Here is a 24699-nt window from a genome sequence, read left to right as displayed (position 1 = left end):
GACCCACCACGCCGTGCCGGGGACGGCCCCCGGCACGGCGTGGCCCGAGTTCAGGAAGCCTGCTTCCTCAGTTCCGCGGCGAGCGAGGTGACGGCTGCGGGGTTACGGGGGCTCTCCACGAGGTCCACGTAGTCGAGCACGACGATCCGGTTGTTCCGGATGGCGGAGACGTTCGCGAGCGGTTCGTACGACAGGAGGAACGCCCGCTTCCGGTCGGCGGTGGTGTCCCCGTAGTTGTTGATCACGATCACCTCGGGGTCACGGTCGATCACCGTCTCCCATCCCACCGTCGTCCAGCTGTCCTTGAGGTCCTTCATGATGTGGTCGCCCCCGGCCTTGGTGATGATGTCGTGCGGCCCGGCGTAGACACCCGAGGTCAGGGGCTTGTCCCTGCCGTCGTCGTAGAGGAAGACGCGCGGGCGGTCGCTCCCCTTCGGGGCCTTCGTCTGCGCTTCGGCGATCTGCTTCCGGAAGGACTCCGTGAGTGCCTCGGCCCGGTCCTCGACGTCGAACACCTTTCCCAGGTTGGCGAGGTCCGTGTAGAGCGCGTCGAGCGGTGACATCACTCCGCGGGCCTTGCCCTGGCCGTTGCGGCACGACTCGCTGAGGAGGTAGGAGTCGATCCCCACCCTGCGCAGTCCGGCGGGGGTGAAGGCGTCCCCCTCGCTGAATCCGTAGTTCCAGCCCGCGAAGACGAGGTCGGCCCGCGCGTCGAGGACCAGCTCCTCGGTGATCCTGTCCTTCGAGAGCCACTCGGTCCTCCCGTAGGCGTCCTTCCACGGCACCGCGGAGAGATCGCCCTTGTCGTCGGGCATCACATAGCCCGCCATGTGGTCCTCGAGCCCGAGGGCGAACATGATCTCGGTGATACCCACGTCGTTGGTGACCACGCGCTGCGGAGCCTTGTCGTAGGTCTTCTTCTCCCCGCAGTTCTCGACCGTCACGGGGTAGTGGCCGTCCGCCGTCCGGGAGGTGTCCTTCCCGTCGGCCGTCCGCGTCACCTCCGCACCGCATCCGGTGAGGGCCAGGGCGGTGGCGAGCGCGAGCGCGGCGGGGCGCATGTACGTCGGCATGGTGGTGGGGCTCCTCAGGAGGTGGGGCGGACAGGGGGGAGGTCGAAGATCAGCTGAAGTGCGCCGGTCTCCGGGTGCGCCACGCGGTGGGCCCGTACGCCGAAGACGTCCGCCAGGAGTTCGGTGGTCAGTACGTCGTGCGGAGCGCCCGAGGCGACGATCCGGCCGCCGTCGATGACATGGACGAGATCGCAGTGGAGGGCGGCGAGGTTGAGGTCGTGGAGGGCGGTGAGCACGGTCAGGCCACTGGCGCGCACCAGGGCGAGGACCTCCAGCTGATGAGCGATGTCCAGGTGGTTGGTCGGCTCGTCCAGTACGAGGATCCGGGGCTGCTGGGCCAGCGCGCGGGCTATCAGGACCCGCTGCCGCTCGCCTCCGGAGAGAGTGAGGAAGCCCCGGTCGGCCAGGTGGCCCACGCCCGTCCCCCCGAGTGCCTCCTCGCACAGCCGGCGGTCCTCGTCGTCGGCGCGGGCGACCGCTCCCTGGTGCGGGAGCCGCCCCATGGCGACGGTCTCCGCGACGGTGAAGTCGAACTCCGCCACCGCTTCCTGCGGGAGGGCGGCCAGCCGCCGGGCTCCTTCGCGGGCGCTCATGGTGTGCAGGTCCTCGCCGCCGAGCCGTATCGCACCGGCCGTGGGACGCAGGGCCCGGTAGACACAGCGCAGCAGGGTGGACTTCCCGCTGCCGTTGGGCCCGACCAGGCCGACGAGCTGCCCGTCGGCCGCCCCCAGCGTGACCTCGTCCACCAGGCGCGCGCCCGCGACCTCGACCGTCAGCGCGTCGATCTCGATCCTCATCACATGCCTCCGAAGGAGTAGGTGCGGCGGCGCATGAGCAGGACGAAGCACGGCACGCCGACGACCGCGGTGAGCACACCCACCGGCAGTTCGGCCGGGGCGAGGACCAGTCGGGACAGGATGTCCACCCAGATCAGCAGGACGGCGCCCGCGAGCGGGGCGACGGCCAGCAGCCGGCCGTGATCGGCGCCGACCAGCATCCGTACGGCGTGCGGGACCATCAGGCCGACGAATCCGATCGCACCGCTCACGGCGACGACCGAACCGGTGACGGCCGCGGAGACGAGGAAGAGCTCCTTGCGCAGCCGCCCCGCGTCCACCCCCAGGGCAGCGGCCGTCTCGTCGCCCATCGCGAGCGCGTTCAGACGGCGCCCCGACCAGGCCAGGTGGGCGATGCCGCCGAGCACCGCTCCCGCGGCGATGGGTACCGAGGCCCAGTCCGCACCGCTCAGGCTGCCGAGCATCCACATCATCGCGGAGCGGGCCGCCTCTCCGCGCTCGGCCGCGAACACCATGAACGTGGTGACGGCCGAGAAGCCGTAGTACATCGCGGTGCCCGTCAGCACGAGCCGCAGAGGGGTCAGCCCACGCGGGGTACGGGCGATCGTGTACACGAGCGTCATGGCGAGGAGCGCGGAGAGGAACGCCGCCGCGGACAGCGCCCACAGGCCCAGAGCAGCGAACGCGCCGAAGATGAGCACCGCGTTGGCCCCGACGGCGGCGCCCGAGGAGATCCCCAGCACGAACGGGTCGGCGAGCGCGTTGCGGACCATCGCCTGGACGGCCACGCCGATCGCCGACAGTCCTGCGCCGACGACCGCCGCCAGGACGGCCCGGGGAAGGCGCAGCTCCCAGACGATGGTGTACGCCGAGACCTGGTCCGGGGAGATGGGCCCGCCGGTGACACCTGCCCAGAGGTACCGGAGGACCTCGCCCCAGGAGAGCCCGGACGCCCCCAGTCCCGCCCCGCAGACGAGCGAGAGGGGGAGCGCCGTACACAGGACGACGAGGAGGAAGGTGAGGGAGACGCGGCCGGGCGGCACGGGCCCGGCCCCCGTGCGTGACGATGCGTCAGGTATTCGGTCCAGGGATGTGGCCACAGGCCGGTCGCTTTCGCATCGGGCCGTGCACCCGCACCAGCAGGAGCAGCCCGGACGCGGGCGCCCGATGCAGCGCCTCTCGCAGTCCACGGCGATTTCCAGGAGCCTTCAGCACCGCAGGTGATCGGGCTCACGCAACCCTGTGGGGCTCCGCCTACCGTTGCGGGTCAGCGCCGGACTTCGACCGGACTTCCCCTGCGGGACGCATGCAGCTTAACGGGTCCGGGAGTGGGTGGCGCGACGCGGTACGGCCGCGCCCCCGGGGAGGGGGCGCGGCCGTACCGTGGGGTCGGGCTGCTCAGTAGGCCGAGTCGACGTTGTCGACGGAGCCGTACTTGTCGGCGGCGTAGTTGGCCGCCGCCGTGATGTTGGCGATCGGGTCCGTCAGGTCCTTCGACGTACCGTCGACGTGGAAGGCCTCGAACGTCGGCTGGATCACCTGCAGGAGGCTCTTGGACGGAGTCCCGTTCTGCGCGTTGACGTCCCAGCCGTTGGCCGCGTCCGGGTCACCGCCCGACTCACGCATGATGTTGCGGTGCAGCCCCTCGTACGAACCCGGCATCCCCTCGGCCTTCATGATCTTGAGGGACTTACGGATCCAGTGGTCCAGCTTCTCCGCGTCCGACGCAGCCTTGCCGGCCTTCTCCGCCTTCGCGGACACACCGTGCGGCACCGGCTCCGCGGCATGCGCGGGAGACGGAGCGAGAGTCAGGGCCGCTGCCGCGGCACCCGCGGCACACAGACCCGAAACCGAGAGCCTGCGGATACGGGAAGAACGGGCGGCGGACGTCATGGGCAGAGCGGACGTACGGATAGAAGCACTCCTGGCGAAGACAACAGGACAGCCACAGGACCGACAGAAACGGCAGGGACGGGCACGGCAGGATCCGTACGCACGGAACGTCCTGCGCTCGACCGGTGCGCTGCGTCTGCGGCGCCCCTGGGCATGACTCCATGGTTAGCGGCACACCGGAGGGCAGGCAAGGGTCGCTGTTACTACGTGTCCCCGTAGAAGAGCGCCGGCCGACCGGCCGGAGCGCTCAAGGGCCGGGGGCCCGCTCCTCGGCGCCTACTACCCTTCCCCGTATGTGATCTGCGACCTATGGGTCGTCTCACACCGCAGGGGCCCCGCCGGAGCCCGTCGGCTCACACCGCAGGGCTCCGCGGAGGCCGGATCCGTGCCCCGGGCGGGGCCGGCGCCCTTCCGCGGGCCCCGCCCGGGGCACGGCGTCAGCGGAAGGCCGCGTGTCCGGTCAGCGCCTGGCCGAGGGCGAGCGTGTGCATCTCGGTGGTGCCCTCGTAGGTGAGGACGGATTCGAGGTTGTTCATGTGCCGGATCACCGGGTACTCCAGCGAGATGCCGTTCGCCCCGAGGATCGTGCGCGCGGTGCGGCAGATCTCGATGGCCTCGCGGACGTTGTTCAGCTTGCCGAAGCTGATCTGCGCCGGGTGGACCCCCTCGTCCGAGTCCTTGAGTTCCGCGAGTCGGAGGGCGGTCAGGGTGGCCTTGTGCAGTTCGAGGGCCATGTCGACGAGCTTGGCCTGGGTGAGCTGGAAGGCGGCGATCGGCCTGCCGAACTGCTCGCGCTGGGCGGCGTGGTCGGCGGCGGCCTGCCACGAGGAGCGGGCCGCGCCGAGGACACCCCAGACGATTCCGTAGCGCGCCTCGTTGAGGCAGGTCAGCGGCGCTCCGACCCCCCGGGCCCCGGGCAGCATCGCGGAGGCCGGCAGGCGTACTCCGTCCAGCACCAGCTCGCTGGTGACCGAGGCCCGCAGCGACATCTTGTGCCGGATCTCGGGGGCCGAGAAGCCCGGTGTCCCGGTGGGCACCACGAAGCCGCGCACCGCGTCGTCGGTCTGCGCCCATACGACGGCGGCGGACGCGACGGAGCCGTTGGTGATCCACATCTTGCGGCCGTCGAGGATCCAGTCGTCGCCGTCGCGCCGGGCCCGGGTCCGCATCGACGCCGGGTCGGAGCCGTGGTCGGGCTCGGTCAGGCCGAAGCAGCCGATGGCCTCGCCGGCCGCCATCGGCGGCAGCCACTCCCGCTTCTGCTCCTCGGAGCCGAAGCGGTGGATGGCGAACATGGCCAGGGAGCCCTGCACCGAGACGAAGGAGCGCAGGCCGGAGTCGGTGGCCTCGAGCTCCCGGCAGGCGACGCCGTAGGCGCGTGCCGACATGCCCGCGCAGCCGTACCCCTCCAGGTGCATGCCGAGCAGGCCCAGCGCGCCCAGTTCGCGGGCGAGTTCACGCAGGGTGGGCATCTCGCCGGCCTCGAACCAGCCGGCGACGTGCGGTTCGACCTTGTCGTCCAGGTAGCGCCGCACGGTGTCGCGGACGGCCCGCTCCTCGTCGGTGAGCAGGTTCTCCAGGCCGAGCGGGTCGGAGGGGGCGAGCGGGGTCAGCGGGGAGCCGGTGGACATGGTGTCTCCTGAGCGGTGTGCGGGCCGGGTCTGCGTACGGTCGTCCCGCCCGTCAGTGCGGACGGCCGAGGATGCGGGCGATGTCGGCCTCTCCGTAGCCGAGTTCGGCGAGGATCTCGCCGCTGTGCTGACCGAGGGTGGGGGGCGCGCTCCGCACCTGCGGGCGCTCGCCCCGGAAGCTGACGGGGAAGGCGACCTGCCGGAGGGCGCCGACGTCGGGGTGGTCGACCTCCTGGACCATGCCCAGCGCCTCGGTCTGGGGGCAGTCGTAGACCTCGTCGAGGGAACGGATCGGTGCGACCGGGACACCGGCGGCCTTCAGCACCTCGCACCAGTGGGCGGCCGTGCGCGGGGCGAGCAGCGCCATCAGTTCGGCGTTCAGCTCGTCGCGGTGGTCGACGCGGGCGCGGTTGGTGGCGAAGCGCGGGTCGTCGGCGAGGGCGGGACGGTGCAGGACGGCGCAGAGCCGCCGGAAGAGCGCGTCGCTGCCGACGGCGATCACGAAGTGGCCGTCGGACGCCGGGTACGCCTGGTACGGGACGAGGCTGGGGTGACCCGATCCGAGCCGGCCCGGGCGCTCACCCGTCGCGAAGTAGCCGGTCGCCCAGTTGATGTGCAGGGCGAGCTGCGACTCGTAGAGCGACGTGGTCAGGTACTGTCCGCGCCCGGTGCGCTCGCGCTCGACGAGGGCTGAGGTGACACCGATCAGGCCGAAGAGCGCCGCGCCGAGGTCCCCCATGGCGTAACCGGCCTTCACAGGCGGTCCCGTGGGCTCCCCCGTCAGTGACATGAGCCCGGCGGACGCCTGGGCGACCATGTCGTAGCCGGGCTCGTCGCGCAGCGGGCCGTGCTCGCCGAAGGCCGAGATGTGCAGCAGCACCAGGCGCGGGTAGCGGGCGCTCAGCTCCTCGTGGCCGAAGGTCCGCGCCAGGGAGCTGCCGGGGCGGAAGTTCTCCACCAGGACGTCCGCGTCGGCGAGGAGCCGGTGGACGGCCTCCTGGCCCTCCTGCGACTTCAGGTCGAGGGTGATGGAGCGTTTGTTGCGGTTGGCGGCGAGATAGTAGGTGGCGTCGGGGCCGTTGAACGGCGGGCCCCACTGCCGGGTCGGGTCGCCGCCGTCGGGGTGCTCGACCTTGACGACGTCCGCTCCCAGATCGGCCAGCGACATGGTGACGTAGGGGCCTGCCAGGATCTTGGAGAGGTCGACGACCTTCGTCCCGGCCAGCGGTGCGGGCCGCTTCGGCGCGGGGACCGGTCCGGTCTCAGACATTGAGTGCCTCCTGGGCTGCGGAAAGGGGTACGTCGCCACCGTCGGCGAGCGCGGCGAGCCGGTCCAGTGCCGTACGGGGCAGCGTCTCGGGGGCGGTCAGCAGGCTCAGCCAGGTGTGGGCGACGAGCAGGGCCCGGCCGTCGTCCGGCGTGTGTGACGCCTGCTCCACGAGGAGCGTCGCCATGACGGTGCGGCTCAGTTCGTCCGCGTACCGCCCGATCAGCATCTGCTGTTCGTCGTGCGGGGCACCGAGGAGGCGGTCGCCCCGGGCACTCACCTCTGCCCAGCGGACGACCAGGTGCTTCGCGGCGGGAAGGGGCAGGTCCACGAGCCGGTCGGTGTAGGTGCCGGCGAGGGCCCGGTGCGCCTTCCGGCTGCGCATGCAGCGCAGCACGTCGAGTGCGATGACGTTGGAGGAACCCTCCCAGATGGAGCCGAGGTGTGCGTCGCGCAGCAGGCGGGGGTGGACCCGGTCCTCGATGTAGCCGTCGCCTCCGCGGATCTCCATGGCCTCGCCGGTGACGGTGCGGGCGCGCTTGCAGACGGTGTGTTTGGCGAGGGGCGTGAGGACGCGGACCAGTTCCCGTGCCTCGACGTCACCCGCGTCGGCGTCGTCGAGGCGGGCGGCGGACTCCAGGACCAGTGCGATCGCGGCCTCGGCGTCGAGGATCATCGGCAGCAGCGTCATGCGCATCAGGGGCTGGTCGAAGAGCGGGACGCCGAAGACGCGACGCTCCCTGGTGTGGTCCACGGACTCGCGCACGGCGCGGCGCATCAGGGCCGCCGAACGCATCGCGTTGGAGAGCCGGGAAACGTTGAGCATCTCGGCCATCTGCCGGAATCCGCGGGAGAGGTCGCCGACGGGGGTGGCGTGGGCCGCGTCCAGGGTGACCTCGCCGCTGGCGATCGAGCGGGAGCCGAGCTTGTCCTTGAGGCGGTCGATGCGGATGGTGTTGCGACTGCCGTCGGGGCGTGTCCTCGGCATGAGGAACATGCCGAGGCCGCGGGTCCCCTCGCCCTGCCCGGGCACCCTGGCCAGGGTCAGCACGACGTCGGCCCCGGGGTTGGAGGCGAACCACTTGCGGCCGGTGAGGGTCCAGTGCGTGCCGTGGTCGGTGGCGACGGTCTCGGTCAGCCCGACGTCGGTGCCCCCCTGCTTCTCGGTCATGAACATCGCGCCCGTGGCCCGGTGCTCCGGGTCCGTCGAGGAGAGGGCGGCGATCTCGTCGGCGTAGCGCTCGGGGTCGAAGAGGCGCAGGATGCGCGCTGCGGAGTCCGTCATCGACAGGGGGCACGCCATGCCGAACTCGGCCTGGACGTAGAGGTACGACAGTGCGTACTTGACGGTGTGCGGGACGCGGGAGGGCCATCCGTGGACGCCGGACCGGTGGGACATCGCGGCGAGCGCGAAGCGTTCGTAGGCGAAGTGGGCGAGCCGGTCGTGCGCGGGGTGGTACTCGATGGCGTCGACGCGCTCGCCGTCCGGCGTGTAGCCGCGCAGCTTCGGCGGGCTGGCGTCGGCCACGGTGGCCTGCCGGTCGATCTCGTCGGCTGCGAGCGTGCCCAGTTCGGTGAGCAGCGGTTCGATCCGGGCGCGGTCCTCGGCGCCGAGGACCCGGTCGAGCAGAGGGCGCAGGGCGGGGTCGCGGTCGGCGAAGCCGGTGGCGGGAGCGGTGTCGACGGGCATGGTGCGGCCTCCGGGTCAGATGCGCGAGGTGGCGGGTTCAGGGGCGGTCCGGGCCGGCGACGCGTCGCCGGTCCGTGCGAGCAGCGGGATGACGCCGAGGAGGGTGACGACGGTGTAGCCGAGCCCGAGGACGACGACGGGCCAGGTCGAACCGGTGGCGGTCAGCAGGTACTGGGAGACGATCGGCGCGGTGCCGGCGAAGAGAGTGGTGCACAGCTGGTACGAGAGGGACATGCCGGTGTAGCGGACCTCGACGGGGAAGACCCGGGCGAGGATGCCGGCGAGTGCCGCGTAGTACATGGCGTGCGGGGCGGTGGCGAGGCCCATGCCGAGGACGGCGAGCCAGAAGTTGCCGGTGGAGACGAGCACGAACATCAGCGGCAGCAGGACGAATTCGGGGACGAGCATCCACAGCACGGCCTTCTTGACCGGCCACCTGGTGGCCAGGACCGCACCGAACGGCTGGACCAGGACCTGGACGACGAGCGCGATCGCGATGACGGTGAGGAACGTCGTACGGTCGAAGCCCAGGTCGGCGGTGGCCCAGGACAGCGCGAACGTGGTCTTGACGTAGGTGATGGCGACTCCGGCGGTGCCGGCCAGCATCCCCAGGAACACCAGCAGGGGGTAGCGCGTGAGGACCTCCTTCACCGGCAGCTTCGTGGTCTGCCGGCGTTCCAGGGCGCGCACCATCTCGGGTGTCTCGGCGAGCCTGAGCCGGATGAAGAGACCGACGACGACCAGGACGGCGGAGGCGAGGAACGGGATGCGCCAGCCCCACGACTCGAAGGCCGCGTCGGAGAGTTGTGCGATGCCGAGGAAGGCGAGGGTGGCGAGGAGGTTGCCGACCGGGGAGCCCTGCTGGGCGAAGCTTCCGTACAGCAGCTTCTTCCGGGGAGGGGCGTACTCGGTGGCGATCAGGACGGCGCCGCCCCACTCACCGCCCATGGCGACGCCCTGGACCATGCGCAGGAGGACCAGGAGCACGGGCGCGGCGGCGCCAATCTGCGCGTAGCCGGGGAGCAGCCCGACGCAGAAGGTGGCCGCGCCCATCATCGTGAGCGTGGTGACCAGGGCCTTCTTGCGGCCGTAGCGGTCACCGAAGTGGCCGAAGACGAGGCCGCCGAGAGGGCGGGCGAGGAAGCCGACCCAGAAGGTGGCGAAGGCGGCGAGTGTGCCCACGGCCGGCGGCGCGTCGGCGAAGAAGACCTTGCCGAGGACCAGTGCGGCCGCGGACCCGTAGATGTAGAAGTCGAACCACTCGATGGTGGTGCCGATGAACGCGGTGATCCCGGCGCGCTTGGCGTCGCGGGCGGAGGGCGGGCCGGGCTCCCCCGACGGGCCGCCGTCCCCGGCGCCGGTGACCGTTGTGGCGGCGGCCTCGTGGGCGGAGCCCGCGCGTCCCCCGCCGGGTGCTGCGTCGTGCTGCATGAGACGTCCTCTCGTAGCGAGCATGTGCTCGCCACAGGGCGCGGCGCCGCCGCCCTGCGGGCGGACGGATGGTGCGCTGCACGCTCCGTCGCGAGACGTCGATCACTCTGCATCACGGGATTGAGCGGAGTCCAAGACCAATGAGCGCCCCCGTTGAGATGTGTTCCCTCACAATGGCGGGCGGGCGTCGAACTCGCCGTCGTAGTCGTCCGGGGTGGGCAGGACGCGTTCGGCGACGCGCAGGACGGCCGCGAGCGCCGCCGACCGGTTCCCGGAGCGCCAGGCCAGGGCGATCGGCAGGACCGGGACGTCTCCGGCGAACTCCCGGAACACCACGTGCTCCAGATGGATGTCACGCGCCGACCGCACCACGACCGCGATGCCCATCCCGGCGCCGACCAGGGCCAGCATGTTGTACGAGTCGGGGGCCTCCTGCACGATGCGCGGTGCGAAGCCGGCCTCGTGGCACGCCTGGACCATCGCCTCACGGACGGCGGAACCGCGCGCCACGGGGAAGGCGACGAACCGCTCCTTGGCGAGATCGGCGAAGGCCACCCGCTCGCGCGCGGCCAGCGGATGACTGTCCGGCAGGGCGACCATCAGACGCTCCATGCGCACCACGCGGGCGACGACACCACGCCGAACGGGCAGCGCGACGAATCCGACGTCGAGGGTGCCGTCGGTGATGCGGCCCATCGCCTCCCCGGTGTACATCTGGCCCTCGAGGACCATTTCGATGCCGGGCAGTTCGGAGCCGACCGCGCGGGTGAGCAGGGGCAGCGCCGAATAGCTGCTGGCACCCGCGAAGCCGACGGTGACCCGGCCGACCTCACCGTAGTGGGCGGCCTGCACCGTGCGCCGGACCACCGACGCCTCGGCCAGCAGATGCCGGGCCGGTTCCAGAAGGGCCTGCCCGGCGACGGTCAGCCGCACCGACCTGGTCGTCCGGTCGAACAGCTTGACCCCGAGGTCGCGCTCCAGCAGACGGATCTGCTGGCTCAGCGGGGACTGGGCGATGTGCAGGCGCTCGGCGGCGCGGCCGAAGTGCAGCTCCTCGGCGACGGCGACGAAGCCGGACAGGTGACGTAGCTCCATCCCCCGACCTTCCCACCGACCGGGCCGACCGAGCCGCAGGGGCTGCCCCGGACGGCGCGCGGGCTCACGGGCGCCTACGACCGGGCGTCACCACGCCTCGGCGTCCGTCACCACGCCTCGGCGTCCGTCCTCGCGTCCCCGGCGCGCACGGGCCGGCCCTTCCCGCCGGCCGTCGACCGCACCCGCGTCGCGAGCAGCGGCAGCACGAGGACCGACAGCATCGCGGCGCCGACCAGCGACGCGGCCTCGTTCGAGCCGAGCAGCTTCTGATCCACCCCGATCGTCGTGATCGCTGCGACCAGGGGCAGGCAGGTCGAGGCGAAGAGAGCCAGACCGAGCCGGTCGCCCCGGCCCAGGTCCCTGGGAGCGAGCGCGTACACCGGACCGCCTCGCACCAGCACGAAGAGCAGCAGGAAGAGCGGTACGACCAGCAGGGCGGCCACGTCGTGCAGGAGCGCGTCCAGGTCGAACTCGATCCCGGTGACCACGTAGAACAGCGGCACGAGGAAGCCGAAGCCCATCGCCTCCACCTTGCCCAGGATCTCGTCGCTGCTCTCGGGCACGGCACGGTGCAGGACCAGCCGGGTGAGGACCCCGGCGGCGAAGGCACCCAGCAGGACGTCCAGGCCGAACACCTCGGCGAGGCCGAGCATGCACGCGAGCAGCAGCATCACGAACCGGACGGCGAACTGTCCGCTGCTGTGCAGGGTGCGCTCCGTCAGCCGGGTGAACCACGGCGGCCTCGGGCGCAGGGCCCAGAAGACGGCCCCGGCCGCGATCACCCCGAACGCGGCCAGGAGCACTGCCGACTCGGCCGGGCGGCGCCCGCTGAGCAGCAGCGCCATGGCGACGACGGGACCGAATTCGCCGACCGCGCCGAACGCCGTCATGACCTTCCCGAAGCGCCCTTTCAGCTCCCCGCGGTCGCGCAGCATCGGCAGGACCGTGCCGAGGGCCGTGCTGGTCAGCGCGGTGCCGATGACGAATGCCTCGAACACGTCCCCACCGCTGATGAGAAGGGCCAGTCCGATTCCGGCGACGAGGGCGATCAGCCATGCCCGGAGGGAGCGGCGCAGGGTGTCACCGCGGATCGCGGCGAACTCGATCTCGTACCCGGCGAGGAAGATCAGCATGGAGAGCCCGAGGTCGGCGAGAGTGTCGGTGACCTCGTCCGGACGGGCCCAGCCGAGCACGTCGGGACCGATCAGGATCCCGAGGGCGATCTCGAAGATGACCAGCGGTACGCGGAGCCTGCGCCCCGTCGCGTACACGAGAAGCGGCGCCAGCACGGCGGCCGCCATGATCAGGACGAGGGTGCCCGGGTGGTTCACGAGACGCCGCCGCGGTGCCGGGTCACCGGGTGACGACGGCGCGGTCGGGGCCCGGGGCGCCGAGGACGGCGCCGCCGCGCGCGTCCGGCACGCCCGGGACCGGCCGCTCCCCGCCGGGGACGCGGTACGGGGTGGGTGCCCGGCGACGAGGCCCGCCCAGCCGGACGGCTTCCGCCACCGCGGGCCGGGGCAGGGGTTCCGTGGTCCGGGACATCGGGATCTCCCTCGCAGGCGGCATGCGGTGGCCGGGGACGCGACGACGCGTCTCCGTGCCACTCTCGCCGCTGCGCCCAGGTCGTACGACCGGGTGTACGCCGGCGGGGTGAGTCCGGGCCCGCGTGCGGGGGGCGAAACCGGGAGCGGGCCGGCGCGCGGGCCGACTGCCCGTGCCGCACCCTCGGGTCACGAGGTGTCAGCGGTGGGGCCGCCGCCGTCCGGAATCCCTCCCTGTTCAGCCCACCAGGTCCGGCGCGCGCAGCATCCGGGGCGGGATCCCCCAGGCGTCGACCAGGTCGACGGCGAGCGGCCGGACCTTGCGGCAGAGGCCGTTGACCTCGCGGCTGATCGCCTTGGATCGCTGCACGGTCAGCCGGCCGTGTTCCATGAACCAGGCACGGCCCGCCTCGATCGTCGACAGGGCGAACAGGTCGCACAGCAGGCCGAGCGCGACCTTGTTCCCGCTCTCCGGCAGGGCACGCACCCGGTCGACGAACGCCTCCAGGACCAGCCGCTCGACGTGCGCGTGGGCGACCGCGATGACGTGGTCCTGCACCTGCGAGAACACGACGCCGGGATTGCGCTTCTGGTCGATCCCGCGCTTGAGCCTGCGGGCCACTCCGGCGAGCATGTGCTCCTCCCGGTACCGGAGCATGGCGAGGTGGTACTCGGAGTCGAGCAGCCCGGCCTCCTGGTCCCACTCGTCGCCGCCCGGCAGCAGGTCCCGTACCCGCTCGAGCAGCTTGTGGACCGACGTCTTCTCGATGACCGTCTCGACGGCGAGGCCGGTCACGTAGCGCACCATGCCGAGCTGGTCCAGGTCCTCGAACTCGCTGGCGTAGTGGGTGAGCAGCCCCTTGGCCACGAGTTGCATCAGCACATGGTTGTCGCCCTCGAAGGTGGTGAAGATGTCGCTGTCGGCCTTGAGGGCGGCGAACCGGTTGACGGCGAGGTAGCCGGCACCTCCGCACGCCTCGCGGCACTCCTGGACGACCCGGGTGGCGTGCCAGGTACCGAGCGCCTTCGTCCCGGCGGCGCGCGACTCCAGCTGTCGCCGCGCCCGGGCGTCGTCCTTGATGCCGGAGAAGACCTCGTGGAGTTGCGTGCGTACGACGTCCTGCGCGAAGTGCAGCGCGTACGTCCGTGCGATGAGCGGCAGCAGCCGACGCTGGTGCAGACCGTAGTCGAGGAGCAACTGCTCCTCACTGTCCGAGGCGGCCTCGAACTGGCGGCGCCGCACGGCGTACTTCGTGGCGATCGCCAGGGCGACCTTGGCGGCGTTGACCCCGGCGCCACCGACGCTGACCCGGCCCTGGACGAGCGTGCCGAGCATGGTGAAGAAGCGCCGGTTCGGATTCTCGATCGGGCTCTCGTAGCCGCCTTCGGGGGTGACGTCGGCGAACCGGTTGAGCAGCGCCTCGCGGGGCACCCGTACGCCGTCGAACAGGAGCCGGCCGTTGTCCACTCCGTTGAGGCCCATCTTGCGGCCGTCGTCCTCGATCCGGACGCCGGGCGCCACCTCACCGTCGACCCGGATCGGCACGACGAAGGCATGGACGCCCTCGGACTCTCCACCGACCTCCAGCTGGGCGAACACGACGGCCAGTTCGCCGTGGCGGGCCGCGTTGCCGATGTAGTCCTTGCGCGCCTGGTCGCCGTGGGTGGTGATGACGAACTCCTGCGCGGCGGCGTCGTACCTGGCGACGGTACCGAGCGCCTGGACGTTGGAGCCGTGGCCGGTCTCGGTCATCGCGAAGCAGCCCATCAGCTTCCCGGTGATCAGGTCGGGAAGGTAGGCGTCGTGGTGACGTGCGGTACCCAGGTGCAGGATCGCCCCGCCGAAGAGACCGAACTGGACACCCACCTTCACCAGCACCGACAGGTCGCCGAAGGCGAGCGTCTCGAAAGCGGCGATCGACGCACCGATGTCGCCGCCCCCGCCGTACTCGTCCGGGAAGCCCATGCCGGTCTGCCCCGTCGCGGCCATCTCGACGACGAGCTCACGCACCCGCTCGCGGAACTCGTCGACGCCGAGCTCGTCGGCCTCCTCGAGAACGGAGGCGTACGTCGCCAGGTTGGTGCGGACGAGGTCGCGGATCCCGGCGTACTCGCCGTCGAGGACCTCGGTCAGTGCCCGTACGTCGACTTCGGGCTGCACGTAACCGCTCGCGGACGTGGATGTGTCGGTAGCCATGTCAGTTCGCTACCCCGCCGACGGACGATCAAGCGGTCGGCCCGTACGGCGGGAGCCGTACGGGGGAAGTGCGGTGCACGGCGGCCAGGGCCGGACATCCCTGCCACGGCGACGTCCGGTCCCGCTCCGGCGCCGACCGACGGGCATCATCAGCGGGCCGTGACCTGCCGCCGGCGCAACGGCATCGACCACCGAAGGGTCCTCATGGCCGTGGTCGTGCAGCAGATGGTCTTCCCGGAGGCGGCCGGCATCCCACGGCCGACCCCGTCACGGGCAACCGGAAGGTCACCACCGTGGACGCCGGGGGTCACCAGCAGATGATGACCGACCCCATGAGGCCTCCGGGGATCTCGGTGTGGCAGCTGACGGCCATGGCGCCGATGCTCGAAGCGGGCGGGAGGCTGTTCGTCGACGCCACCCGGCGACCGGCCTCGCCCAGAGCCCGCGCCCGCTTTCTCGACGCGGTGGGGAGGAGCTTCCCGCCCGGCGACCGGCTGCTCGCGCGATCGGGACGGGGCAACCGAACCTCAGCCGCCCCTTCCCACCTGCACGGGCAGAAGGACTAGGCCTTGCGCACGAGCAGGTGGACTTCCTGGAACTGCCGTCGGTCGGTGGGCCGAGGCTCACGAACCGTCCGGGCCACCTCGGCCAGCCCGGACTCACGCAGCAGCACGGCGAGATGATCGGGTGACCACCGATAGGCGAGGGCGACGGCGTGGTCGAAGGCCTGCGTCAGGTGAGACGGGTCATCACTCGCGGAGAAGCCGACCAGGAGGTGGCCGCCGGGAGCCAGGACACGGTGGAACTCCGTCAGGAGGGCGGGGAGTTCCGACGGCGGGGTGTGGATGATCGACCACCGCGAGAGGGCGCCTCCCAGCAGGCCGTCACCGATGTCCAACGCGGCCATCGAGCCCACGTCGAACCGCAGGCCCGGATGGGCGTGTCGAGCCGACTCGATCATCACAGGAGAGGCATCGACGCCGAACGCCGCCAGCCCCAGCTCGCCCAGATGAGCAGTGACATAGCCGGGCCCGCACCCCAGGTCCGCGACCCGGTCGTTCCCGCTCGCCCGTACGACCTCGGCGAAGACACCCAGGACCGCGCGGTCCAGAGGACTGTCACGCAAGGAGTCGCGGAACAGTTGCGCGTAGACGGGGGCAGCGGCGTCGTAGGCATCGCGGACGGCACCGAGAGCGTCGTGTTCGACCATGCTCGCGACAGTAGTTCCTGTCCCCCGGGGGGAACCGGGAGAGTCGCGATCTGTGTTGAGGGTCGCCGACCTCCTGGTCCGGCTCGCCGTCGGGGTCCGGTCCCGACGCCGGGGCACCGCAGGGCGGGTTCCACCGACGCCTCCGTACGGCCTCGCACGACGAGACGGAGGCGGGGGCCCTCCGGGGGCTGGTGGCGACGCGTCCGCTCGGTGGCTGTTCCGGGAGAGCGGAGGACTCCCGACACCGCGCCGCGGAGTATCGGGACGTCCCTGCCTGACTGAGCACCTCGGGCCTCAGCCAGGCAGGGAAAGGGACCTCAAGCGGTCCTACTCACCGTGGTTCTCGGAGTAGCCGTAGTCCTCGCCCTTGCCGTCGTCGTGACCGCCCTTGCCGTCGTCGTGGCTGCCCTTGTACTCCTCGTGGCCACGGTCGTAGCCGCCGTTGACGCAGGCGTTCCCGCCGCTGGGGTTCAGCGCACCGATGATGTTCAGCGAGTTCCCGCAGACGTTGACGGGAATGTGGATGGGGATCTGGACGACGTTGCCGGACAGCACGCCGGGGGAACCGTAGGCGACTCCCTGAGCCCCGGCGTCGGCCGAGGCCACGCCCGCACCGGCGAACAGCAGTGCTCCTGCGGCCACGGTCATGACTGCCGCGTTGCCGAGCTTGAACATGAATTCTCCCGCTGTGTGTGAGTGCCGTCGCCTGGAAGCGGCGGCTCCGTTCACGATGCGGGTCCATCCCCCTCGGGCCCTTCGACGCGCCTGCATGTCGCCTCCAATCCCCTCAATGGCCGCGCTCGGCGGAGGGTCGGAGCCGACCGGATGTGAGCCGATGTCGGCGACTGCTGCATGGCGGCGAGACGGCACTGCTCGCGGGCCGGGGCCTGCCGCGCTCCGCGCATTCGGGTGACATCGGGGCGGTTCCGCTGTCGCGGACCGAGCTGTACGTGGGCGTGCCTGTACGACTTATGTGGGCTGTCCCGGGGGTCCTGCCGGCCGAGACCCGTCCTGGACAGCGCGTGGTTTCGAAGCACCTGCGGACTCGCGCCGACCACGGAGCGGGCCGTCGACCGATCGGACTTCCCCTCATGCGTAATCGCGTTGCCGCCACCGCCCTCGCGGTGGCCACAGCCCTCGCCGCGACCCTGATCGCACCTGCCCTCGCGACGGCCGACGCCGGAGAACCCACACCGTTCGCGGCAACCGGCCGGGCGGCCGGCAACGGGCTGATCAGCGTGGGCCTCACGTCGGACCAGCGCCTGGTCGGCTTCCGCGTCGCGCACGCGGACGACATCTGGTCCTTCGGCCGCGTCGCAGGCCTCAGCAAGGACCGCAAGCTGGTCGGGATCGACTTCCGCGTCCAGAACGGCAAGCTGTACGGCGTCGGCGACAAGGGCGGCGTCTACACCGTGAACAGCCGGGCCAAGGCCGTCAAGGTGTCACAGCTCACCGTCGCCCTGGCCGGAGCGCACTTCGGGATCGACTTCAACCCTGCGGCCAACCGGCTGCGCATCATCAGCGACACCGGGCAGAACCTGCGTCACAACATCGACGACCCGGCCGCCCCGCGCACCACGACCACGGACGGGACACTCACCAACCCGACCATGCCTCCGTCCACCGCCCTGGGCGTCACGGGCGCGGCCTACACCAACAACGACCTCGACGCGACCACGGCCACCTCGCTGTTCGACATCGACACCGTCAACGACCGGGTCTCCCTGCAGTCGCCCGCGAACGCCGGAACGCTCGCTCCCACCGGCGGCCTCGGCGTCAACGCGGGCCCGTCGGCCGGGTTCGACATCTACTACCGTCCCTCCACCGGTTCGAACCGCGGCTTCGCGGCGCTGTCCACCGGCGGGAAGCAGCGTCTGTACCGGGTCAATGTCCTCAACGGCGAAGCCGACCTCCTCGGCTCGTTCCCCGACCGCTACCGGGTCACCGACATCGCGCTCCCGCTGAACCAGAACTGAGGCAGGCCATCGCACCGGCGGCGGGAGGACCCGGGCCTCCCGCCGCCTGCAGCATCAAAACGCTGCCGCCCGGCACACCGGCTGGGCGGATCGGAGGACGGGACGCCACACTCGCGCCTCTGGCATGATCACGGGTTGCCGCGCCTCCCGGAGGGCTCCGGGCCTCGCGGGAGGCCGTCCCCGCCGGCGGTGGGGCCGACGGTGAAGCGGAACGGCAACCGCGCCCGCCGTTCGGAGAGGTGGAAGCCGATCCGCAGGAGGTGCACCGTGTCGGGCGCTCCCTCATGGTCGGTGGTGTACACCGTCTCGACGTGCCGGTCACAGCCTTCCGGCAGGTCCAGGTGGGCCCGTGCCACGGCTCCGGTCCACACGGCTCCGTCCGCGCGGAGCTCGGGGCGCAGCCTGCTGACGAACACCTCCTCCAACGGCATCGGCCGCTCTGCCTCCACCTCGTCGACGAGCAGCAGTTCCCCGGCGTCACGGTTCCAGGAGAAGGCGCGGCGCAGCGCTGTCAGGCCGCTCACCTCGTAGGCGCCGGTGAGGTCGAGAGTCAGGTCCGCGCCGTGCGGGTGGACCTGGGAGGTGAGGACCCGTGCCGCGTGGGCGCCACCCGCGGACTGCTCGCGCGTGTCGACGCGCGGCACGGAGTGTGCACGGGACGAGGCGTGCAGGAAGGTGTAGCGGGTGGCCTCGTCGAAGTACCCCTTGCGGTACTCACCGGCTCCCAGGTCGGCGAGCAACACCTCGCCGTGCGCCGCCAGGACGAACTGGCCCAGGTCGTTGTGGTTGTGCGCCTCGGCGTTGTGCCCGCCCTTGGCAGCGAAGGCAACGCCCTGTCCCCGGTCGACCATCCAGGCCAGATCGGGGAGGTACGCCGTGGGCGCCTCGGGTTCAGGGAGCGGGGCGGATTCGGGGCTGCCCGGTTCCGGTTCGGGGTCCGGGGCGGGTGCAGGGCCCGGTTCGGGGTCCGGGGCGCCCCAGCACAGGGTCCGGGAGAGGTCGGCCCAGTCACGTGCGAGGTCCGCCCCGCTGTCCGTGGCCTCCACGGCCTCGTCCGGGACCCGCACCCCGAGCCTGCGCGCGAGCTGTCGGGCGAGACCGGCGGGCACACGAGGCCGTTCCTCCCCGTCCGAGAAGGCGGGGAACAGGCCGCCGCCCAGGTGCACCGCGCCGGGGAAGCGGGCGATGGCCGGCACCTTGGGGTGCGTGAGCAAATCCTCCCCGGTGAGCTCTCGCAGCCCCTCGGCGAAGTAGACGAAGTGCGCGAACCCGAAGACCCAGTAGCCCACCCCTTCCGCGCAGCCCCCGTCGTCGCCGAAGCCGCTCAGGTAGGTGAGCTGGGCGCGTCGGCAGCGGTCGAGCACTCGGGTGAGACGTGGTCCCGGTTCCCACAGGGCCAGTGCCGCGAGCCCCACGCAACCGCCGCAGACGGCAGCCCAGTTGTGTGCCCAGTCCTCCCACAGCAGCGGGCGCTCGTCGTCGGCGAGGAGGGACAGCACACGGTGGTCCACCTGGTCGCGCACACGGGAGGCCACCCGGGGGTCGAGACGGTCGCCGCAGATCCGGACCGTCTCGGCGAGCAGCTGCGCCGTGAGCGCGGCGAACAGGTCGAGGCACTGGTCCATGCCCCGGTCCAGGCGGGTCGCATGCATCTCGTGGGCGGGAAGGGCCCAGGTGTACTCGTCGCACACGGACCACAACGCATCGGCCAAGGGACCGAGTCGAACTGCCGGGTCCGTCAAGGCCTCGGCGGCGAGGGCTGTCACCAGCGCCCGGCGCCGGAAGTACAGCTCCTCGTAGGCCAGGCGGTCGCCGTCGTCGTCGAAGCGGCGGTACACGGAGAACGGCAGGTCCGGCAGGGGCGTCCGCCGCGCGGAGTCCGCCGCCACCCGGATACGGGCATGAAGCCCGTCCACCCGGTCAGCGGCCGGCGCTTGCTGCCGGTCCCGCGCCCGACCGGAATCCTCCCGTGCCATCGCGCCTCCCCTTTCGTGCGACTGGATCGTTCTCCGTGCCCGGATCGCCGAAGGCCGCCATGACCCGGCAGTTGCGCCACACCACGAACAGCACGCACCCGGGCAGCACCGCGAGCCCCAGCAGCGGCGCCTGATTGACGAGCAGCAGCGTCACCACCCCCAGCACGAGGTTCATCAGGGCCAGAAGCCCGTGCCGGGCCACTGCGTACGGCGCCATCAGGAAGAGCCGCGGTCCGATGTCCCCGCCCCCGGCCACATGCGCGAGCGCGACCGGCCACGCCGCGGCAGCCACCAGCGCGACCACCACCGCCATCGGCACGAGTGCCGCGCCCGGCACGGACGTCCCCAGCGTGACGACATCGGCGACCGCCGCGATCACGAGCAGCACGAAGGGTACCGAGACCAGCGCCGCCCGCCGGAAGAGCTGCCGGTACGCCCGGGCGAACACGCGTACCGGCGTCTGCTCGTCACCGGTCGTGGCGCCGAGGTACGCGAACGCGGCGGCGAGGGACGGCCCCGGCAGCGTCAGCAGCAACAGCCCGAAGAACACCGGGTGCCGCCACGGCTGAGGGGTCGCGTACAGCGCGGCCACCAGGGGCAGGTTGGTCACGGCGATCCCGAGGTTGACGACCAGGACACGGTGCACGTGCGCCCAGATCAACTCCCATGAGCCGTGGGCGACATTGAGCCGCGGACGCCGGCTCACCTCCGTCGTCCCCACGCGCTCAGCCCTTCACGCCGGTCGTCGCGATGCCCCGGACGAAGTAGCGCTGGCCGAGCAGGAACACCGCCAGGACCGGTACGACGGAGAGCACCGAGCCCGTCATGATCATCGCCGACTCCGCGTCGTACTGCCCGATGAAGGCGCGCAGCCCCAGTTGCACGGTCCACAGACGGTTGTCGGTGAGGTAGATGAACGGACCCATGTAGTCGTTCCAGGTGTTCACGAACGTGAGCAGCGCGAGGCTCGCGAGGGCCGGTTTGGAGAGCGGAAGGACGATCCGGGCCCAGATGCCGTACTCGGTCAGGCCGTCGAGGCGGGCCGCCTCGCTGATCTCGTCCGGGATCGTCAGGTAGAACTGCCGCATCAGGAAGACGCCGAACGCGCCGAACGCCTGGAGCAGGATCAGTGAGGTGAAGGAGTTCACCAGGCCGAGCTTCTGCATGATCACGTACTGGGGCACCATGTACGCCTGCCACGGCACCGCGATCGTCGCGATGTAGCCGGTGAACAGCAGGTCGCGGCCCGGGAAGCGCATCTTGGCGAAGCCGTACGCCGCGAAGCTGCCGGTGAACACCTGCAGGAACGTGATCACGACGCTGAGGAAGAAGGAGTTGCCGAGGTAGGCGGCGAACGGCACCCTCGTCCAGATCGTGGTGAAGTTGTCCCACTCGAACTCCTCGGGGATCCACTGGATCGGCACCGTGAAGACGTCCCGGTCGTCCTTGACCGACGAGATCAGCATCCAGATGAAGGGCAGCAGAATCGCCAGGGCCACAGCGGTGAGCAGTGCGTACAGGGCGATCTGCCCGGTGAGGGCCCCCGCCCCCCTGCGGGCACGCTTCTCCGCCGGGGGGACCACGGGAGCGGGGTCCGTGGGCGCACCGCTGTCCTTGCGCAGCACGGTGGTGCTCATCGCTCGCTCCTTCTCTGCACCTGAAACTGGATCACTGTGATGACGAGGCAGATCAGGAAGAGTGCGAGGGAGACTGCCGAGGCGTAGCCGAAGCGGCCCTGCGTGATGCCCTCACGGAAGATCAGCTGGGACAGGACGAGGGTGGAGCGGCCCGGCCCGCCCTCGGTCATGACCTGCACCAGGTCGAAGACCTTGAAGCTGGAGACCGTGATCATGACGGTGACGAAGAAGGTCGTGGGGCGGAGCCCCGGCAGTGTGACGTGCCAGAACCGCTGCCAGGGACCCGCGCCGTCCATGCGGGCCGCTTCGTAGAGTTCGGCCGGGACGGTCTGCAGCCCGGCCAGGAAGAGCACCATGTAGTAGCCCATGTCCCGCCACACGCTCGTGATGATCAGCGCGGGCATGGCCCAGTCCTGGGAGCTGGTCCAGCCCGGCGGGTGGTCGATGCCGAGGAACTCAAGGAACTGGTTGACCGGCCCCGCCTCGGGGCTCAGCAGCATGTTCCACACCACGGCTACGGCGACGAGCGAGGTGATGTACGGGAAGAAGAAGGCGGTCCGCAGGACGTGCACGCCGCGCAGCTTCTGGTTGAGGAGCACGGCCAGCCCGAGGGAGACCAGGAGGGTGAGCGGGATGTGTCCTGCCGCGTAGTACAGGGTGTTCTGCAGCGCGGCCCAGAAGTTGGAGTCGTTCCACAGCCGCTCGAAGTTGTCCAGGCCGGCCCACTCCGGGGTGGAGTAGGAGTCCCAGTCGGTGAAGGAGATCGCGAGTGCGCCGATCACCGGGACGAGGGTGAGGGCGGCGAAGCCGAGGAAGTTCGGCAGGATGAACGACCAGCCGACCAGGAGGTTGCGGCGCCGCCGGCGCTTCGCGGCGGCCTGGTGGGCCGCGGAAGCGCCGTCGGGCGCGTGCGGGGTGACGGGGGGTGCGACGAGACTCACTGGACTTCGTCCTTCACACGCCGGCCCATCTCCTTGATGCCCTCGTCGACGGACTTCTCGCCGCTCATGATCATCTCGTGCTCCTCCTTGAGGATCTGGTCGATGTCGGAGGTCTTGTCGCTCACCGGCATCTCCAGCTGCACCGTGGTGGGCTGCATCGTCCTGCGGGAGAGCGCGTCGGCCGGCATGCCCTCGACGGAGAAGAAGGTGTCGAGGACCTTGTCACTGGTGTACGCGGGCGTGACGCCTATCTTCGCCACGGCGGCGGCACCCTCAGGACCCGAGGCCCAGGTGACGAACTTCTTGGCGGCGTCCGCGTTGCGGGCCTTCTTGTTGACGGCGAACGCGGTCGGCGAGCCGAAGGTGACGGTCTTGCCGCCGCTCCCGGCCTGCGGCATCGGCGCCATGCCCCAGTCGATGTCGTTCTTTCCCTGCGCCTTCTCGGCGAGCAGCGCCGCCGCCCACCACGAACCCATCGGGACCATGGCGGCCTTGCCGGTGGTCAGCTGCGAGTCGTAGGTGATCTGGTTGCTGGAGGCGGTGGAGAACGGCAGGGCCGCCTTCGCCTTCTGCAGGCCGAGGGCCATGTCGTACTGGTCCTTGAAGAACGCGTAGTCGCCGCCGAGCTGGTCGCCGCCGGTCTGCGCGGAGGAGACCGCCTGGACGACCGAGCGCCAGGTGTGCAGGTAGGTGCCGTAGACCTTGTCGGAGCCGGAGCCCTTGGTGAACTTCTTCGCCAGCTTCGCGTAGTCGTCCCAGGTCAGCTCGGACAGGTCCTCCGTGCCGACCATGTCCTTGTTGTAGAAGAGGACCCAGAAGTCCGAGCGGTAGGGCAGCGCGAAGTAGTCGCCTTTCAGGTCGTAGTCGTCGAGACCGGAGTACGACGCCTTGTCGAGCCCGGCCGCTTCGTCGGTCAGCGGCAGGAGCTGGCCGCGGGAGGCGTAGCGGGCGTAGTCGGTGACGTTCTTCATGGTGAGGACGTCGGTCGTGTCACCGCCCGCGAGCATCGTGGTGACCTTCTCCGGGTAGTTGTCGGCGAGGATGTCGACCGGCTGGACGTCGATGCCGGGGTTCTCGGCCTCGAAGCCGTCGATCAGTGCCTTGAACTCGGGCGTGGTCTTGTAGTTCCACAGTGCGACCTTCACGACGGTCCTGCCGTCGGACGACGAGGCGCTGTCCGTGCCGCTGGCGTCGCAGGCGGTGGCGGTGGCGGTCAGGGCCGCGGCGACGACCAGAGGGGCGATTCGGGCGAGCTTCTTCGTCAACTTCATGGCGGGGCTCTCCTTCGAGCGGTGGTGGACGGTGGAGCGAGGGGCGGGGATCAGGCGCTCAGGCCCAGCGCCCAGCTCTCCGCGGTGATCTCGGCGCGGAGCGGCTTGCCGGTGGCCCAGCGGGCGAGTTCGTCGAGGACGTGGTCGGTCAGCCGGCCGGTCTCGGTGCCCAGGGACCCGGCGATGTGGGGTGTGATCATCACGCGGGCGAGACGGCGCAGCGGGGAGTCGGCGGGCAGCGGTTCGGGGTCGGTGACGTCGAGGATCGCGAAGAGCCTGCGGGCGGCGCACTCGGCGGCGAGCGCGTCGGGATCGACGAGCGAGCCGCGCGCGGTGTTGATGACCGTCGCGAAGTCGGGAAGCATGCGCAGCTGTTCGGCGCCGATGAGGTGATGGGTCTCGGGCAGTTCGGGTGCGTGCACGGACAGCACGTGGACGCGCGGCAGCATCTCCTCCAGCGGCACGAGCCTCGCGCCCGCCCGCGCCACCTCCTCGGGGTCGGCGTAGGGGTCGGCCACCAGGCAGGTGGTGCCGCGCAGCACCTGCAGGAGCTCGACCACCTGACGGCCGATCCGCGAGAAGCCGACGACGCCGACGGTCCGCCGGAAGTTGGACAGGTCCCCGTAGCCGGTGGCCGACCCCCATCCCCCGTACGCGCGCTGCTCGTCGGCGGCGAGGAACGGGACCTTCTTCCCGGCGAAGATGATCGCCGCGAGGGTGTACTCCGCCACCGGTACGGCGTTGGCGGCGGCGGCGCTGGTCACCCGGATCCCGCGGCGCCACACCTCCTGCCCCACGAGGTCGCGCACACTGCCCGCCCCGTGCATCACGGCCCGCAGGCGGGGTGCGGCGGCGAGCCGTTGCGCCGTGAGAGCGGGCGCGCCCCACGAGGTGAGCAGCACGTCGGCGCGGGCCAGGCGTTCGCGGGACCGTGCGCTGTCGAGGTCGTCGGTCCAGCAGGGGTCGTCCAGGGTCACGAGGTCGGCGAGGCGGCGCAGCCGGTCCTGGTCGAAGTGTGCCTCGAAGCTGGACCTGCTCATCACGACCAGAGCACGGGCCTTGGTCTGCAT

General features: G+C 71.1%; 21 protein-coding genes, 1 pseudogene and 1 riboswitch. Of the genes and pseudogenes, 2 read left to right on the top strand and 20 right to left on the bottom strand.

Annotated features, from left to right (window positions below; translation table 11 throughout):
- Positions 1-50: 50 nt before the first annotated feature.
- From B9S57_RS28610 to B9S57_RS28555, 12 genes are all read right to left on the bottom strand, one after another.
- Positions 51-1073, bottom strand: a complete 1023-nt coding sequence (locus tag B9S57_RS28610; protein ID WP_103760066.1) for an ABC transporter substrate-binding protein — start codon at positions 1071-1073, stop codon at positions 51-53.
- Between the two features lie 14 nt (positions 1074-1087).
- On the bottom strand, positions 1088-1870 hold the full coding sequence (locus B9S57_RS28605; protein ID WP_181011510.1) for an ABC transporter ATP-binding protein: 783 nt from the start codon (positions 1868-1870) through the stop codon (positions 1088-1090).
- Positions 1870-2970: an iron ABC transporter permease gene (locus B9S57_RS28600; protein WP_103760064.1), complete on the bottom strand. Its 1101-nt coding sequence runs from the start codon at positions 2968-2970 to the stop codon at positions 1870-1872. The genes B9S57_RS28605 and B9S57_RS28600 overlap by 1 nt, the downstream gene beginning before the upstream one ends.
- Before the next feature lie 97 nt (positions 2971-3067).
- Positions 3068-3199, bottom strand: a riboswitch (cobalamin riboswitch).
- A gap of 69 nt (positions 3200-3268) precedes the next feature.
- Positions 3269-3763 carry a transglycosylase SLT domain-containing protein gene (locus B9S57_RS28595; protein WP_103760063.1) on the bottom strand — a complete coding sequence of 165 codons (495 nt, stop codon included), beginning with the start codon at positions 3761-3763 and terminating at the stop codon, positions 3269-3271.
- 437 nt (positions 3764-4200) lie between these two features.
- The gene (locus tag B9S57_RS28590) at positions 4201-5394 is read right to left on the bottom strand and encodes an acyl-CoA dehydrogenase family protein (RefSeq protein ID WP_103760062.1); all 1194 of its coding nucleotides are present in this window, start codon (positions 5392-5394) and stop codon (positions 4201-4203) included.
- Between the two features lie 52 nt (positions 5395-5446).
- Positions 5447-6664: a CaiB/BaiF CoA-transferase family protein gene (locus B9S57_RS28585; RefSeq protein ID WP_103760061.1), complete on the bottom strand. Its 1218-nt coding sequence runs from the start codon at positions 6662-6664 to the stop codon at positions 5447-5449.
- Positions 6657-8351 carry an acyl-CoA dehydrogenase family protein gene (locus tag B9S57_RS28580; RefSeq protein ID WP_103760060.1) on the bottom strand — a complete coding sequence of 565 codons (1695 nt, stop codon included), beginning with the start codon at positions 8349-8351 and terminating at the stop codon, positions 6657-6659. The genes B9S57_RS28585 and B9S57_RS28580 overlap by 8 nt, the downstream gene beginning before the upstream one ends.
- Positions 8352-8366: 15 nt before the next feature.
- Complete coding sequence (locus tag B9S57_RS28575; protein WP_103760059.1) at positions 8367-9782, bottom strand: MFS transporter; 1416 nt, start codon at positions 9780-9782, stop codon at positions 8367-8369.
- Positions 9783-9950: 168 nt separating this feature from the next.
- Complete coding sequence (locus tag B9S57_RS28570; protein ID WP_103760058.1) at positions 9951-10877, bottom strand: LysR family transcriptional regulator; 927 nt, start codon at positions 10875-10877, stop codon at positions 9951-9953.
- Between the two features lie 107 nt (positions 10878-10984).
- Complete coding sequence (locus B9S57_RS28565; RefSeq protein WP_103760057.1) at positions 10985-12208, bottom strand: cation:proton antiporter; 1224 nt, start codon at positions 12206-12208, stop codon at positions 10985-10987.
- Between the two features lie 22 nt (positions 12209-12230).
- On the bottom strand, positions 12231-12422 hold the full coding sequence (locus B9S57_RS28560) for a hypothetical protein (protein ID WP_103760056.1): 192 nt from the start codon (positions 12420-12422) through the stop codon (positions 12231-12233).
- Between the two features lie 237 nt (positions 12423-12659).
- Positions 12660-14618: an acyl-CoA dehydrogenase gene (locus B9S57_RS28555; RefSeq protein WP_103760055.1), complete on the bottom strand. Its 1959-nt coding sequence runs from the start codon at positions 14616-14618 to the stop codon at positions 12660-12662.
- 150 nt (positions 14619-14768) lie between these two features.
- On the opposite strand from B9S57_RS28555, the pseudogene B9S57_RS28550 reads away from it, so the two are divergent.
- A pseudogene (locus tag B9S57_RS28550) lies at positions 14769-15100 on the top strand (PEP/pyruvate-binding domain-containing protein); the annotation flags it as partial.
- 80 nt (positions 15101-15180) lie between these two features.
- Here the strand turns inward: B9S57_RS28550 and B9S57_RS28545 are convergent.
- Both B9S57_RS28545 and B9S57_RS28540 read right to left on the bottom strand, forming a co-directional pair.
- Complete coding sequence (locus tag B9S57_RS28545) at positions 15181-15828, bottom strand: class I SAM-dependent methyltransferase (RefSeq protein ID WP_103760054.1); 648 nt, start codon at positions 15826-15828, stop codon at positions 15181-15183.
- Positions 15829-16155: 327 nt separating this feature from the next.
- Positions 16156-16503: a chaplin gene (locus B9S57_RS28540; RefSeq protein ID WP_103760053.1), complete on the bottom strand. Its 348-nt coding sequence runs from the start codon at positions 16501-16503 to the stop codon at positions 16156-16158.
- Between the two features lie 416 nt (positions 16504-16919).
- On the opposite strand from B9S57_RS28540, the gene B9S57_RS28535 reads away from it, so the two are divergent.
- Positions 16920-17804: a DUF4394 domain-containing protein gene (locus B9S57_RS28535; RefSeq protein WP_103760052.1), complete on the top strand. Its 885-nt coding sequence runs from the start codon at positions 16920-16922 to the stop codon at positions 17802-17804.
- Positions 17805-17932: 128 nt separating this feature from the next.
- Here B9S57_RS28535 and B9S57_RS28530 read toward each other — a convergent pair whose 3' ends face one another.
- Genes B9S57_RS28530 through B9S57_RS28505 form a run of 6 tightly spaced genes read right to left on the bottom strand, consistent with a single transcriptional unit; the run spans position 17933 to position 24699 of the window.
- The gene (locus tag B9S57_RS28530; RefSeq protein ID WP_146057824.1) at positions 17933-19720 is read right to left on the bottom strand and encodes a heparinase II/III family protein; all 1788 of its coding nucleotides are present in this window, start codon (positions 19718-19720) and stop codon (positions 17933-17935) included.
- A 4-nt stretch (positions 19721-19724) separates the two neighbouring features.
- The gene (locus tag B9S57_RS28525) at positions 19725-20486 is read right to left on the bottom strand and encodes a hypothetical protein (RefSeq protein WP_258036681.1); all 762 of its coding nucleotides are present in this window, start codon (positions 20484-20486) and stop codon (positions 19725-19727) included.
- 19 nt (positions 20487-20505) lie between these two features.
- Complete coding sequence (locus tag B9S57_RS28520) at positions 20506-21417, bottom strand: carbohydrate ABC transporter permease (RefSeq protein WP_103760050.1); 912 nt, start codon at positions 21415-21417, stop codon at positions 20506-20508.
- Positions 21414-22358, bottom strand: coding sequence for a carbohydrate ABC transporter permease (locus B9S57_RS28515; RefSeq protein ID WP_103760049.1), 945 nt, complete (start codon positions 22356-22358; stop codon positions 21414-21416). The genes B9S57_RS28520 and B9S57_RS28515 overlap by 4 nt, the downstream gene beginning before the upstream one ends.
- The gene (locus B9S57_RS28510; RefSeq protein ID WP_181011509.1) at positions 22355-23629 is read right to left on the bottom strand and encodes a sugar ABC transporter substrate-binding protein; all 1275 of its coding nucleotides are present in this window, start codon (positions 23627-23629) and stop codon (positions 22355-22357) included. Before B9S57_RS28510 ends, B9S57_RS28515 begins: the two co-directional genes overlap by 4 nt.
- Positions 23630-23679: 50 nt before the next feature.
- A complete protein-coding gene (locus B9S57_RS28505; RefSeq protein WP_103760048.1) occupies positions 23680-24699 on the bottom strand; it encodes a hydroxyacid dehydrogenase in 1020 nt (339 codons plus the stop codon).

The organism is Streptomyces sp. SM10, assembly GCF_002910915.1.
Classification (GTDB): Bacteria; Actinomycetota; Actinomycetes; order Streptomycetales; family Streptomycetaceae; genus Streptomyces.
This window is presented reverse-complemented; position numbering and strand designations above follow the sequence as displayed.